Source organism: Geomonas oryzae, assembly GCF_004117875.1.
In the GTDB taxonomy this organism is placed as follows: Bacteria; Desulfobacterota; Desulfuromonadia; order Geobacterales; family Geobacteraceae; genus Geomonas; species Geomonas oryzae.
In genome coordinates, this window is sequence record NZ_RAHW01000005.1 from 231,852 (window position 1) to 245,606 (window position 13,755).

At 63.2% G+C, this 13,755-nt stretch carries 13 protein-coding genes; 3 read left to right on the forward strand and 10 right to left on the reverse strand.

The window, feature by feature from the left end:
* Nucleotides 1–173 precede the first annotated feature (173 nt).
* The 5 genes from D6Z24_RS14110 to D6Z24_RS14130 all read right to left on the reverse strand — a co-directional run bounded on the left by D6Z24_RS14110 (nucleotide 174) and on the right by D6Z24_RS14130 (nucleotide 6,654).
* Nucleotides 174–1,166 carry a 4Fe-4S binding protein gene (locus tag D6Z24_RS14110; protein WP_129127242.1) on the reverse strand — a complete coding sequence of 331 codons (993 nt, stop codon included), beginning with the start codon at nucleotides 1,164–1,166 and terminating at the stop codon, nucleotides 174–176.
* A gap of 179 nt (nucleotides 1,167–1,345) precedes the next feature.
* On the reverse strand, nucleotides 1,346–2,113 hold the full coding sequence (gene ttcA, locus D6Z24_RS14115; protein ID WP_129127243.1) for a tRNA 2-thiocytidine(32) synthetase TtcA: 768 nt from the start codon (nucleotides 2,111–2,113) through the stop codon (nucleotides 1,346–1,348).
* A 50-nt stretch (nucleotides 2,114–2,163) separates the two neighbouring features.
* On the reverse strand, nucleotides 2,164–2,832 hold the full coding sequence (locus D6Z24_RS14120; RefSeq protein ID WP_129127420.1) for a nitrite/sulfite reductase domain-containing protein: 669 nt from the start codon (nucleotides 2,830–2,832) through the stop codon (nucleotides 2,164–2,166).
* Between the two features lie 202 nt (nucleotides 2,833–3,034).
* Entirely contained in the window at nucleotides 3,035–5,008 is a 1,974-nt protein-coding gene (locus D6Z24_RS14125; protein ID WP_129127244.1) for a bifunctional homocysteine S-methyltransferase/methylenetetrahydrofolate reductase, read from the reverse strand.
* Nucleotides 5,005–6,654, reverse strand: a complete 1,650-nt coding sequence (locus tag D6Z24_RS14130; RefSeq protein WP_129127245.1) for a putative manganese-dependent inorganic diphosphatase — start codon at nucleotides 6,652–6,654, stop codon at nucleotides 5,005–5,007. The genes D6Z24_RS14125 and D6Z24_RS14130 overlap by 4 nt, the downstream gene beginning before the upstream one ends.
* 120 nt (nucleotides 6,655–6,774) lie before the next feature.
* Here D6Z24_RS14130 and D6Z24_RS14135 point away from each other — a divergent pair, with 120 nt between their 5' ends.
* The gene (locus D6Z24_RS14135; RefSeq protein WP_129127246.1) at nucleotides 6,775–7,386 is read left to right on the forward strand and encodes a DedA family protein; all 612 of its coding nucleotides are present in this window, start codon (nucleotides 6,775–6,777) and stop codon (nucleotides 7,384–7,386) included.
* Nucleotides 7,387–7,485: 99 nt separating this feature from the next.
* Here D6Z24_RS14135 and fsa read toward each other — a convergent pair whose 3' ends face one another.
* Genes fsa through folK form a run of 3 tightly spaced genes read right to left on the reverse strand, consistent with a single transcriptional unit; the run spans nucleotide 7,486 to nucleotide 8,883 of the window.
* Nucleotides 7,486–8,130, reverse strand: coding sequence for a fructose-6-phosphate aldolase (gene fsa / locus D6Z24_RS14140; protein ID WP_129127247.1), 645 nt, complete (start codon nucleotides 8,128–8,130; stop codon nucleotides 7,486–7,488).
* A gap of 19 nt (nucleotides 8,131–8,149) precedes the next feature.
* A complete protein-coding gene (locus tag D6Z24_RS14145; protein ID WP_198419558.1) occupies nucleotides 8,150–8,386 on the reverse strand; it encodes a YHS domain-containing protein in 237 nt (78 codons plus the stop codon).
* An 8-nt stretch (nucleotides 8,387–8,394) separates the two neighbouring features.
* Nucleotides 8,395–8,883, reverse strand: a complete 489-nt coding sequence (folK, locus tag D6Z24_RS14150; protein WP_129127248.1) for a 2-amino-4-hydroxy-6-hydroxymethyldihydropteridine diphosphokinase — start codon at nucleotides 8,881–8,883, stop codon at nucleotides 8,395–8,397.
* 150 nt (nucleotides 8,884–9,033) lie between these two features.
* On the opposite strand from folK, the gene D6Z24_RS14155 reads away from it, so the two are divergent.
* Nucleotides 9,034–9,492 carry a tetratricopeptide repeat protein gene (locus D6Z24_RS14155; RefSeq protein ID WP_246014674.1) on the forward strand — a complete coding sequence of 153 codons (459 nt, stop codon included), beginning with the start codon at nucleotides 9,034–9,036 and terminating at the stop codon, nucleotides 9,490–9,492.
* A 452-nt stretch (nucleotides 9,493–9,944) separates the two neighbouring features.
* Nucleotides 9,945–10,343, forward strand: coding sequence for a secondary thiamine-phosphate synthase enzyme YjbQ (locus D6Z24_RS14160; RefSeq protein ID WP_129127249.1), 399 nt, complete (start codon nucleotides 9,945–9,947; stop codon nucleotides 10,341–10,343).
* Here the strand turns inward: D6Z24_RS14160 and thiL are convergent.
* Nucleotides 10,340–11,314, reverse strand: a complete 975-nt coding sequence (gene thiL, locus D6Z24_RS14165) for a thiamine-phosphate kinase (protein WP_129127250.1) — start codon at nucleotides 11,312–11,314, stop codon at nucleotides 10,340–10,342. The two genes, D6Z24_RS14160 and thiL, sit on opposite strands and share 4 nt — an antisense overlap.
* Nucleotides 11,311–13,746, reverse strand: a complete 2,436-nt coding sequence (gene lon / locus D6Z24_RS14170) for an endopeptidase La (protein ID WP_129127251.1) — start codon at nucleotides 13,744–13,746, stop codon at nucleotides 11,311–11,313. The genes thiL and lon overlap by 4 nt, the downstream gene beginning before the upstream one ends.
* Between the last annotated feature and the right edge of the window lie 9 nt (nucleotides 13,747–13,755).

A 13,755-nucleotide genomic window follows, 5' to 3' on the forward strand; every position in this document is an offset into this window, starting at 1 on the left:
ATTTCCACCCTCAAGCTTCGTGAAATAACAAGAGGGGACGGTAGCGATACCGTCCCCTCTTTTCGTTCAAAATCCTTCCCCCGGAGGAGGGAGGTCGGGAGGGGGGAAAGAAGGCACTGGGCTGCTATGCTTCCCCCTCCCCTACCCTCCCCCTCCAGGGGAGGGAGCATGGACTAGGGGTGCTCCACCGGCGGGGCGGCGATCAGCCTCTGGTAGTCGCTCTTGGTGATGGAGCTGTGCCAGTGACCGGTGGCGCGGCCGATGAGGGTCCCGCCGATGAAGACCGCCACGACGAGGGCGGCGTACACCATCCCCGGGATCACCTTGCCGTTCTTCGCCTTCATCTGCAGCGCCTCCGGTTTCGGGCAGGCGCTCACGCAGCGCAGGCAGCCGACGCACTCCTCGGAGCAGACCCGTTCCTTGTGCATAACGTCGATGTAAGAGGGGCAGGCTTTGGTGCAGCCGCCGCAGGAGATGCAGGCGCTCTCGTTACGCTGCACCTTGACCGGCGACAGACGGGAGACGAGCCCCAAAAGCGCGCCGTAAGGGCAGAGGAAACGGCAGAACGGGTTCTTGAAGAAAAACGACAGGGCGAGCAGGATGCCGATCACCACGAGCGGGGTGCCCGAGAGGTGCATGAAGAAATCCAGCATCTTGATGTCGGCCATCTTGTTGTAGTCGCCCGCGATGAAGTCGCTCACGCTGTCCGGCGCCATGAACACCAGGATGGAGACCACGAAAAAGGCGAGCAGCAGGTACTTGATGGGGCGCAGCAGCCAGTCGAGCCAGAGCCAGATCTTGAAGTTTTTCCCGAAAATCTTGTGCCCCGCCTTCCAGCAGACTTCAGTGATGGTGGAGACCGGGCAGACCCACGAGCAGAAGGAGCGCTTCAAAAAGAGCGACATCGCGATCACGCTCAGAAAGACCACGAGCGCCGCGGGGTGTACGTCGTTGATGGTGCCGGAAACGATCCACCCCTTGAGGCTCACCAGAGCGGAGATGGGGAGAAAGGCCTCGACGCCGTTCGGACGCTCCACGAACGGCGTGGCGCCGCCGCTTTGGAAGTGCAGCACGAAGCGGTAGAAGGTTACCCCCAGGAAGAGGGAGAAGAGAAGGAAGCCCCACTGTACGGCCAAGCGAACCTTTTGCACGTTTTTATCTGCCATGAACCTCACCTTGCTTTGCCTTGCTTATATAGTTGCGACTTTTTTTGTCGCTACCACCTGCTACCGTCGTATCATCACACGAAGCGGAGGTAGCACATGGAACCGATGGTCATAGGAGCCGTGGGAATCGTCATCTACTGCGGGCACATCACCGTGAAGGACATCATCACCGACCTGCGTCAGGAGGGCTTTCTCGTCAACCCCTTGTCCAGCAAGTGGCGCGGGTGGACGTTGGACAAGGCCTTCAGGAGGCTGTTCTTCACGAAGGGGTTGTCCCGCTCCAAGGTGGAGAGGAGTTCCTTCATCCTCTTGCGCTGCAGGTCCGCGGTCCCGCAAACGGGACAACAACAGCAGACCACCGGGAAACGGTTGTTGCGCGAGAACGGGATAATATCCTTCTCCGGAACGTAAACGAGCGGCCTGATGACCGTGGTTACGCCGTTGTCCGCCAGCATGCTGGGGGCCATCGCCTTCAGCGAGCCGACGAAGAACTGGTTTAAAAGCAGCGTCTCGACGAAATCATCCATGTGGTGCCCGAGCGCCAGCTTGTTGCAACCCATCTGCTGCGCGAGCGTGTACAGGGTGCCCCGCTTGAGCCTCGCGCAGATCGAGCAGTAGGAGGAGTTCGGGCGCCGCTTCTCGGAGATGATGTCGTAGTGCTCGGTCTTCTCCATGTGATAGGTGAAGCCGTGTTCCTTCAGGTGTTCCTCTATGATGTCGGCGCGGTAGCCCCGGTAGCCGGAATCGATGTTGATGGCGACCAGCTCGTAGCGCACCGGAGCACGCCTGCGCAGGGTCTCCAGCACGTGCAGCATCGCGTAGGAGTCTTTCCCCCCCGAAACCGCGACCGCGACGCGGTCCCCTTCCGAGATCAGGTCGAACTCGGAAATCGCCTTGCCGACCCTGTTCTTGATGCGCGTGAAGAGCGCGTCCTCAATAAGCGCCACGTGTCCCTCCCGCGCGTAGATCTTTTCCTGTCATCGTTGCCGCTCTCATCCTACTGCTGCGTGCCGAAGACGCGGGCGCGGAAGGCCTCGATGCCGATCTCCTCGATCAGCCTCCCCAGCCGTCCCTGCTGCGGATCGTTCTTGTAGACCTCGACCACCTTCGCGACCACTGCGAGCACTTCGTCCTCGGTCTGGATGTTGTCCACGAGCATCTCACCCAGGCGCGGACGGGGACCGGCATTCCCCCCGACGAAGATGCGCCACCCCTTGTTGTGGCCGACGATTCCGATGTCCTTCACGCCGGATTCGGCGCAGGCGAGCAGGCAGCCGGAGACACCCATCTTCATCTTGTTGGGGAGCTCCATGGCGTGGTAGATCTTGTCCAGCTTGAGGCCGAGCGAGGCGGAGTCGAGCACCGCGCGCTTGCACTGCTGGGTGCCGGGGCAGATCCTGATGCTCCTGACACAGAGGCCGATGGCGGCGCCCGGTTCCTCGGCGAGGTCGGTCCAGACGGCGTCGAGATCAGCTTCCTTCACGCCGAACATGGCGATGCGCTGTGCCGAGGTGATCTTCAGCGTGAGCCCGTACTTGTCGGCCACGTCACAGATCTTTCTCAGCGTGGCGGTGTCGGTGAAGCCCCCGGGGATGTGCGGTGCGATGGCGTAGGTCTCACGGTCGCGCTGCAGGATGGCGCCTTTTTCCAGGATGTCTTTCTTCATCTCGGTCATCATCTGCTCCTTGGTCTCATTTGAAATTGATGCAGGTCAAAATAAGTGAAAAGCAACCCGGAACACAGAGGTCACGGAGGTGCACAGGGGACACGGAGGAAAACACAGAGAGGCGCCCCAGTCTTCCCCCCTCGCCCTCCGGGAGAGGGTCGGGGTGAGGGCGGCGCTTTTACCTCTGTGCCCTCCGCGATCCTCAGTGTCCTCTGTGCTCTGCTTTCCAGGTTTTGTCCTTGATGTACTTCACCAGCTCCACCGCGATCTCGTACTTCCCGAAGGGGGGCATGATGTAGAACCCGCCCGCCTTGATACCGGCCGCATCGATGAACTCCTTTGCAATGGCGAGCCCCTCGGCGACCCCTTCCTCGCCGGTCTTGCCGGCCATACGTCTCCTGATCTCCTCGGGGATGACGATGCCGGGGACCTCGTTATGCAGAAACTCGGCATTGCGCCCCGAGACCAGCGGCAGCACGCCGGGGAGGATCGGGATGCCCAGACCGGCGGTACGCTCCATCATCTCCTCGAAACGCGCGATATCGTAGATCGGCTGGGTCTGGACGAAGCGGGCGCCATTGGCGACCTTCTTCTCCAGCCGCCCCACCTGCACGTCCATCCGTTGCGTGTTCGGATTGAAGGCGGCCCCCAGGGTGAAGCCGGTACCGGCACCGATTGGGTTTCCGAGCGCGTTCACCCCGCGGTTCAGGTCGCTCAGAAGCTTCAGGAGCGTGAACGAGTTGAGATCGAAGACCGAAGAGGCGCCGGCCTCGTCACCAAGGCTCGCCGGGTCGCCGGTGACGGCGAGGATGGAGGTGACCCCCAGAAGGCTCGCCCCCATCAGGTCGGACTGCATCCCGATCAGGTTGCGGTCGCGGCAGGTGACGTGGGCGATCACCTCGATGCCGACCTCGCGCCGGATGGTCGCGGCAAGGGCCAGGTTACCCATGCGCACGCGCGCGAGCGGGTTCTCGGCAAGGTTGATGGCGTGCGCCCCGGCTTCCTTTAAGGCACGGCTCCCGGCCAACACCTTAGCGCAGTCGAGCCCCTTCGGGGGATCGAGCTCAACGGTGATCACCGGCTCCACGCCCCACGCGTCGAGGAAGCTCCCCGATGGCTCCCCTCTACCTGCGGGAGAGGGGATGGGGGTGAGGGCCTCGCCCACGGCAGCGTCCTCACTTCGTGGCACCGCCCTCACCCGCCCTTCGGGCACCCTCTCCCGGGGGGAGAGGGACTCCTCGCCAGGTTGAGCAGCGGCCGTGCCCCCCTCGCCCTCCGGGAGAGGGGCCGGGGGTGAGGGCATTGCTCCGGCTCTTCTTCCCTGAAGCCTCTGGGCCATGACGCGTATGTGCTCTGGAGTCGTCCCGCAGCACCCACCAACGAGTGACGCACCCACGGCCACCAGTTCCTCGGCGCGATCGGCGAAGTACTCCGGCGTGGTGCGGTAGATGTAGCGCCCCTCCAGGTATTCGGGGAAACCGCTGTTGGGATATGCGGCGATCGGGAGGGAACAGGCGGCGGCGATCCGCTTCACCGTTGCGAGGAGCTCGAGCGGTCCTGCGCCGCAGTTGGCACCGACCAGGTCGGCCCCGGCTGCGGCAAGACGTTGCGCGGCATCCTCGGCACGGGTTCCGCCGGGGAGACGCCCCCCTTCACCGAAGGCGAGGTTCGCGACCACGGGGAGCCCGGTCTCTTTCGCGGCCGCCAGTGCGGTGAGAAGCTCGTCGAGTTCGGAGAAGGTCTCGAGGATCAGCAGATCAACGCCTCCTTCGGCGAGCGCCGACGACTGGACCCGGAAGCACTCCGCGATCTGCTCCTCGGAGAGTTCCGCCTTGCCGCGCCCGAGCGGACCGATGGAGCCGGCCACGAATACGTCACGCCCGGCCGCGGCGCTCCTGGCGAGCTGCGCCCCCTTGCGGTTGATCTCGGCCACCTTGGCGCCGAGGCCTATGGCGGAGAGCTTGGCGCAGTTGGCGCCGAAGGTGTTGGTCTCGATGACCTGCGCCCCGGCATCCAGGTACTCGCGGTGCAGCTCCAGCACGAGCTCCGGACGCACCAGGTTCAGGTGTTCGAAGTTCGCCTCCGGCGCCACCCCCTTGGCGTAGAGCATGGTGCCTATGGCGCCGTCGCCGACAAGGACACACGCCGCGATCCGATCCAGGAAGCTTTCCCTCATCGGGCGCCCCCGAGTACCTTCATCAGGTGCGGCACCAGCTGTTTCTTGCGCGACATGACACCCTTCATCTCGAAGACGTGCGGCTCAGGCTGAGGGTACCCCATGAAGCGAACGAAGGCCTGCCCCCCCTCCATCACGAACATGGTGCTTTCGCTCGAGATGTCGGTGACCATGAGGCCGGCAAGCTCCAGCCCCTCCTTCTCACGCCGCGCCGCGAGCGCCTTGCGCAATTCCGCTTTCATCTCGTTGAACTCGTCGAAGCCGAACACCTCGACCTGCCCGACGCCGAAGGTCACCTCCCCCTGGCTGAAGAGCTTGAAGTCGGAGCCGACGACCCGCTCTGGGCTGCCATACCCGGAAAGGGCTCCGGAGGCGGCGAAGATCTCGGCGCCGAAGGACTCCCAGTCGAGCCCGGCGATGCCCGCGAGCCGCTCCACGGCGGCGCGGTCGCGCTGGGTGGTGGTCGGCGACTTGAGGATCACCGTGTCCGAAAGTATCCCGGCGAGCAGGAGTGCAGCGATCTCGGCGGGGGGGAGCATGCGGTGTTCGTCGTAGAGCGACGCGACGATGGTGCAGGTGCTCCCGACCGGCGCGGTGATGAACGGGATCGGATGACTCGTCGGGGCGTTCCCGAGCTTGTGGTGGTCCACCACTTCCAGGATCTCCACGTCCTCGGCGCCCGGTACCGCCTGGGCAAGCTCGTTGTGGTCCACGAGGATCAGGGCGTATGGAAGCGGCGCGAAGAGCGAAGACTTGGTGGCGACCCCGGCAAGGGTCCCGTCCTCCTCGAGGGCCAGAACCGCGGTCTCCCCGGAATGCAGGAGCTTGTCGCGCAGGCGCCCGAGCGGCTCGTCCACGGAGACGCTCTCAAAGCTCGGAACCGCAAGCTCGAGGACCGGAGTCGCTAGGCGGGCGCGGGAAACGGTTGCCGCGGTATCGAGCGGCGTCGTCAAGAGGGCCACGCCGCGGGAGGCAGCGGCACGTACGGTTTCATCGGAGACGGCAAGGCCGCCGGTCACGATGAGCAGGCGCACGCCGCGCTCGATCGAGGCGAGCTGGATGGAAGCCCGGTCCCCGGTCACCACGATGAGTGTGGCGGGGTCGAAGGCTGCGATCCTGTCGAGGAAGGATTCCTCCCCCATCGCGCCTACAAACAGGTGCAGGTGCTCCACGGCCGTGTCCGGAGCGCCGGCTAGGAAACTGCCACCGAGACAGTCGGCGAGCGAAGCAAGCGAGGCGGAAACGAGGCGCAGGGAGTCCGGCCCGGTGACGAGGAAGCGCTCGGCGATCTTTCTGAGCGGAATCACCCCCTTCGGAACGCCTGAATCGTCGACCACCGGGAGGATCCTGATGGAGTTGTGGTGGAACTCTTCCAGCGCGTTCAACAGCGGCGCCCCGGCCGGCACGGTGACCGGCGAGCGCTGGATCACGTCGCGCACCTTCGGGTGTACGTCGGCCAGGTAGAGCGGCGCTTCGATCCCCAGACGGGGGAGGAGCCAGGTGGTCTGCGGGTTCAGGCTGCCCGCCATCGCCGCGGTGACGCGCTCGTTGCCGAGCTCGCGTTTCAAATGGGCGTAGGCGATGGCCGAGGCGACCGAGTCGGTGTCCGGGTTCCTGTGGCCGATTACGAAGATCTGTTTTTCCATGTTTCCCTTCATCCGCCCGCCGCAGTTCCGGCAGGCGGAGATAAATATTAAATTGGTCGTTTTTTTGCTGCGACCCGTATAGAATGGCCGCCGCACAAAAAGTCAAAAGGAGAGTCAGGCATGCACGCAGCGGTACAGTGGCTGGTAGAAACGATAGGCGCGATGGGATATCCCGGGATCTTCCTCCTGATGGCCATGGAGAGTTCCGTGTTCCCGATCCCCAGCGAACTCGTGATGCCCCCCGCCGGCTACCTGGCACAGCAGGGGCAGATGAACATGCTCGCGGCGATAGTCTGCGGCACCTTGGGGAGCCTCATCGGCGCCTACGCCAACTACTACGCGGCCCACTACCTCGGCCGTCCACTGATCCTGAAGTACGGCAAATACGTCTTCATCACCGAGGAGAAATTCGCCAAGGTCGAGCGCTTCTTCAAGGATCACGGTGAAATCTCCACCTTCATCGGCAGGCTTTTGCCGGTGGTCAGGCACCTGATCTCGCTTCCGGCCGGGCTTGCCGGGATGAACCACGTGAAGTTCTCGCTCTATACGCTTCTGGGTGCCGGGATCTGGGTCACCGTGCTCACTTTCATCGGCTACTTCATCGGGAGCAACCAGGAACTGATCATGAAGTACTCGCACCAGGCGCTCATCGGCGTCATCATCGTGAGTGCCGTGATCATCACCGTCTACGTCAAGCTGCAGCGCAGAAACGGCGCCAGCTCGCCGGAATAGTCCGGATAAATGAAGGGCGGGTCCATGACCCGCCCTCAGATAACGCCTTTGTTACCCGTCGCGGGGGGAGCCCCCGCGTCACGCCTCGAAACTCCCGCCTTACTTGGGAACCTTCTCCCAGTCTTCCAGGAACTTCTTGATCCCCGCGTCGGTGAGCGGGTGCTTGGCAAGCTGCAGCATGACCGAGTACGGGATGGTGCAGACGTCGGCGCCGATCAGGGCGGAGTTCAGCACGTGCACCGGGTTCCTGATGCTGGCCACGATGATCTGCGCATCCATGCCGTAGTTGTCGAAGATGGTCCTGATCTCTTCGATGATCCCCATGCCGTCCTGGGAGATGTCGTCCAGGCGGCCGACGAACGGGGAGACGTAGGTGGCGCCCGCCTTGGCGGCGAGGAGAGCCTGCATCGGGGTGAAGATCAGCGTTACGTTGGTCTTGATCCCCTGCTTGTACAGGGTCTTGGTCGCCTTGAGCCCTTCCGGGGTCATCGGGAGCTTGATGACGATGTTCGGGTGGATCTTCGCGAGCTCGGTTGCCTCGGCGATCATGCCGTCGTGCTCAAGGGAAATGACCTCGGCGGAGATCGGGCCGTCCACGATCTCGGTGATCTCCTTGATCACTTCCTCAAAACGCCGGCCACTCTTGGCGATCAGGGAGGGGTTGGTGGTAACGCCGTCCACCAGGCCCAGTTCGTTGGCCTCCCGAATTTCCTTAACATCCGCTGTGTCGATAAAAAACTTCATCTTTCCTCCGGTTGGTTGTTTATTGCCGCTGTTGCATCTCTTCGAATTTTCTCAGGCACTCCATGGAGCAGAAGTGATAGCGCTTCCCCTCCAGCCTGCCGACCACCGCGTCGGCCTCGGATATGTACACGCCGCAGACCGGGTCCTGAAAGGTCTCGGCGGCACTTTTTTCCTGCTTCTCTATTTTTTGGGGCGCTTTGCCGACGAACATGCGGTACACGAGGTACGCCAGAAGCGCCCAGATCAGAAATTTCACGTTTTCCCCTAGATCCTGACTACCTTCTCGGGAGAGGTCAGCTCCGTCAACAGTTCGATGATTCGCTTGCCCAGGGTCGGGTGCACAAGGTCGGGGGCGATGTCGGCCAGCGGCTGGAGGGCGAAACGACGCTCGGCCAGACGCGGATGCGGGACGGTGAGCTCGTCGCCGGTCATGACCAGCTCGCCGTAGAGGAGGATGTCGAGGTCCATGCTGCGCGCGCCCCAGCGCTGCGCCGGCGCCCGGTGGAAGACGTCCTTTTCCAGCCTCTTCAGCCGGGCCAGGAGATCGAGCGGCGCAAGTTCCGTGTCGAGGCGCACCACGGCGTTGTAGAAGTCATCCTGAGGCACCCCTCCGACCGGTTCGGTCTCGTAGAAGGGTGATACGGCGGTGACCCGCGTTTGCGGCAGCTTCCCGAGTTCGGCGATGGCCATCAGAAGCTTCAACTCGCGGTCGCCGATGTTGCTCCCCAGACCTATGTACGCGCATTGTTCCACAGCGGCAGATTAGAACATAAATCCCTTTTTTTTTCAACCCTGCCCGCGGGATTCCGGCTTGGGAGAAAATTAGATGCTATAGTGTACAATCTTCATTTGAGCCCCAGGCATCCCTCTTATTAAGCGCGACAGCGCCCCACAGGAGAGCCCGTGAACGCTTCAGAACTTGCTGAAATGGAAACCGACGAACTGGTGCGCCTGGGCAAGGAGGCGCTGGAAGCCCGTCGTTTCGTTCAGGCGCAGCGCTATCTGTACGCCGCTCTTGAGAGGCTGCGCACCCCGGAGCACCTCTCCCTTTACGCGCTGGCCTCCGCCCAGGCGACCGGAAACGTCAAGAGCGCCGTCGCCTGGTGTCAGGAAGCGATCAAGATGGAGCCGAGAAACTCCAACCATTTTCTGCGCCTTGGCACCGTATATCTCGCCGCCGGCAGGAAGAAAGAGGCGATCAGGGCGCTGCATCTGGGGCTCAGGGTGGGGAAAAACCCGGCAATCACGAAACTTTTGCAGACGCTGGGGCAACGGGAACGGCCGGTGCTCCCGTTTCTCTCCAGGGGAAACCCGCTCAACAAGTACCTTGGCAAGATGAGGAGCAGCCTCTTCAGAAAGTAGAAGGTGATCAGGGGATTTAGGGACGTCGGGCACTCTGCCTACGAAGCGCGGCAGCTGACCTCGCGCTCCCCCCTTTGTATAGACCGGGGACATGGGTGACACATTTGAGATCGTTCCTACGGTCCACCGTGGGAACGCACGTTAGGGACGCTCCAGCGTCCCTAAGCAGACGCCGGAGCGTCCGAGGCTTTGCGTTCCCACGCTGGAGCGTAGGAACGATGTGACTACTGCCATCACAAACTCGGTGATGTACGACTTGAGGACGGCCAGGAGATACAAAAAGTGTAACCCATGTCTCCGCACACCTGTAACCCATGTCCCCGGTCTATACACCCTTCGCAAAGGGGGGGACGCTAGAGCTAATGCGGCGCTTGTTGGTAGAAACTCTCTTCTTGGAAGGGACTCTCTCCGGGGGGAAGAGCTCTATATATAAATAACGGATGGAGGGATGGATGATTCAATACCTGACGCTGAAAAGCAGGGAGAGGACGGAACTGATAGACATCACGGCCCGGGTGCAGGATCTCGTCGCGGCGGCAATGGTGGGTAGCGGCACCTGTGACGTCTTCGTACTGCACACGACCGCCGGAGTCACCGTGAACGAAGGGGCAGACCCCGCGGTGAAACGTGACATCGCCAAGTGCCTGGACCAGTTGGTGCCGGACGCGCACTACTTCACCCACGCGGAAGGCAATTCCGCGGCGCACGTGAAATCGACCCTGGTGGGGACTTGCCAGAGGCTCTTGATCGATCGGGGCAAGCTTTTGCTGGGGACCTGGCAGGCGCTCTACTTCTGCGAGTTCGACGGGCCGCGGGAGCGGCGCGTGGCGGTGAGGATCAGCGGGGATTAGGCGAAATGATCGAAGCCGCGCCTCGGCGCGCGGTAGGGTGTCCCGTCGGGAGCGGTCAGCTCGATTTCGGAGCCGGCGGTAACCGTCCCTATTACGGCAACGGGAACTCCGGCCCGGGCGCAGGCGGCCTTCGCCTCGGCCTCCCTCTCCGGCTGAATACAGAACAGCAGCTCGTAGTCCTCCCCACCCGAAAGCGCCAGGGCGAATGGGTCCTCGGCGCACTCGGCCAGGTACTCCGGCGAAAGCGGCAGCTTCGAGAGCTCCAGGCGCGCCCCTACCCCCGACATCGCGCAGATGTGCCCCAGATCCTGCAGCACCCCGTCGCTTACGTCGATCATGGCGGTGACGCACCCCGCCTCGGCGAGTGCGATCCCCGCCTCCACCCTCGGGGTCGGGTCGAGCTGCCGTGAGACCAGGAATCCCTCCCGCTCCCCGCGCATGAGGAGGTCCAGCCCCGCCGCCGCATCACCGACCGTCCCGGTCACGCAGACCAGATCCCCCGGCCGTGCGCCGCTTCGCTTCAAGACCAGCTCGGGGCGCTGCTCGCCAAGGGCGGTTACCGAGATGGCAAGTCCCCCCTTAGAGGCGCAGGTGTCGCCGCCGACCAGGGTCGCGCCGAAGCGCTCCGCCTGCTCCAGCATCCCGGCCATGAAGCCGTCCATGAATTCCAGCGGTAAATCCTTCGGGAGGGCTACGCCGAGCAGGAAGTGGCGCGGGCGCGCCCCCATGGCTGCGACATCGGAGAGGTTTACGGAAAGCGATTTTCTGCCGAGGGTGTGCGCATCGCAGAAGGCGAGGTCGAAGTGGACCCCCTCCAGGAGCATATCGGAGGTGATGAGGGTGACGAAGCCCTGGGTGGAAACGAGCGCCGCCGCGTCGTCCCCGATGCCCAAAAGCACCGAGGGTGACGCGGCGACGTGCGCCTTTATCCTGTCGATGAGGCCGAATTCCCCCAGTTCAGCTAGTTTCAAGCCTTGCCCCTCACCGTGGAGACGGGGACGCGGGTCCTCACCTTGGTCTTCGGGGGCTCGGGCTTTGCCGGCTTGGGCGCCGGAGGGGGATACTTCTCGAGGGCGACCGCCAGCACCTCGTCGATGTTCGAGGCGGCGACGATCTTCAGCTTCTTGAGGATGGTCTTCGGGACGTCCTCAAGGTCCTTCTTGTTTTGAACCGGGATGATCACCGTGGTGACGCCGAGGCGCGCCGCGGCGAGGATCTTCTCCTTAAGGCCGCCGATCGGGAGTACCTTGCCGCGCAGGGTGATCTCGCCGGTCATGGCGACTTCTTTTCTCACCGGGATCCTGGTGAGCGCCGAGACCAGGGCGGTCGCCATGGTGACACCCGCCGAGGGACCGTCCTTCGGGATGGCGCCGGCCGGGACGTGCACGTGGATGTCGATCGAGGAGCTGAAGTCCTCGGAGATGTGCAACTCGCCGGTCCGGGAGCGGATGTAGGAGAGCGCCGCCTGGACCGACTCCTTCATCACGTCGCCAAGCTGGCCGGTGAGGGTCAGCCCCCCCTTCCCTTTCATCACGGTCGCTTCGACGAAGAGCACCTCGCCCCCGACCGGAGTCCAGGCAAGGCCGGTTACCACGCCGACCTCGTTCTTGTCCATCTCCTCCTCGCGCAGGAACTTCGGAGGTCCGAGGTATTTCGCCACGGTGCCCGCGGTGATGACGAACTTCTCACCCTTCCCTTCGGCGTACTTTCTCGCCACCTTGCGGCAGACGCTGCCGATCTCGCGCTCGAGGTTCCTAAGCCCCGCCTCGCGGGTGTACTTGGCGATGATGGCGCGCAACGCCTCCTCGGAGAAGACGGCGATCTCTTCGGTGATGCCGTTTTCCTTCACCTGGCGCGGCACGAGGTAGCGCTTGGCGATGCCGAGCTTCTCCTCCTCGGTGTAACCCGCGAGGTTGATCACCTCCATCCTGTCCCGCAAGGGGCCCGGGATGGTGTCCATCTGGTTCGCCGTCGCGATGAACATCACGTTGGAGAGGTTGAAGGGGAGGTTTATGTAGTGGTCCGAGAAGCTGTTGTTCTGCTCCGGATCGAGCACCTCGAGAAGCGCCGAGGAGGGATCTCCCCTGAAGTCGCTCCCAAGTTTGTCGAGCTCGTCGAGCATGAAGACCGGGTTGTTCGAGCCCGCCTGCTTGAGCCCCTGGATGATGCGGCCGGGAAGCGCGCCGACGTAGGTGCGCCGGTGTCCGCGGATCTCGGCCTCGTCGCGCACGCCGCCAAGCGAGATGCGCACGAACTTCCTCCCCATGGCACGGGCGATGGACTTGCCGAGGCTCGTCTTGCCGACCCCCGGGGGGCCGACGAAGCAGAGGATCGGGCCCTTCATCTTCTTCTTGAGTTTCCTGACCGCAAGGAACTCGAGGATGCGCTCCTTCACCTTCTCCAGGAAGTAGTGGTCCTCGTTGAGGATCTCGGAGGCGCGGTTGATCTCGAGGGAGTCCTTGGTCGCCTTCCCCCACGGGATGTCCACCATCCAGTCGAGGAAGGTCCTCAGCATCCCCGCCTCGGCGGCATCCGGATGCATCTGCTCCAGGCGCCCCAGCTGCTTCAGGGCCTCCTTCTCGACGTTTTGCGGCATCTTGGCGTTCTCGATGGACTTTCTAAGTTCCGCCATCTCCTCGCTGCGCGCGTCGGTCTCGCCCAACTCCTGCTGGATGGCGCGCAACTGCTCGCGCAGGTAGTACTCGCGCTGGCTCTTCCCCATCTCCTCCTTGGCGGCGGACTGGATGCGCGCCTGCATGTTGAGGAGCTCGCTCTCCTTGTTCAAGAGGTCGTTCACGCGCTTCAGGCGCTCCAGCGGATCGACCACCTCCAAAAGCCCCTGCGCCTCCTCGACCTTGAGCCCTATGTTGCTGGCGACCAGGTCGGCCAGGGCGCCCGGCTCCTGCATGTTCTCGACGATGACCATGACCTCGGGGGAGACGGCCTTGCCGAGCGCCACGATCTTCGCGAGTTCCTCCTTGACGGTACGGATGAGCGCTTCGGCCTCGAGGGTGTTCTCAGCGGCGGCGGGCTCCAGGATGCGGTCGATGCGCACCGAGTAGAAGGGCTTGTCGGCCAGGTATTCCGTGATGCGCGCCTTGGTGAGTCCCTGCACCAGGATCTTCACCCTGCCGTCGGGGAGCTTCAGCATGCGCATGATCATGGCGACCGTGCCGACCTCGTAGATCGCCTCGGGTGCCGGATCCTCGTCACCCACGTCCCGCTGCGTCGCAAGGAAGATCATGCGGTCCTTGGAGAGTGCGTGATCGACGGCGGCGATCGATATCTCCCGCCCCACGAAAAGCGGCAGAATCATGTAGGGATAGACGACCACGTCCCGAACCGGGAGCAGCGGCAGAACATCCGGTATGTTCAGTTCTTCGGTCTCCTGCCTGTTTTCCATGTACTTCTC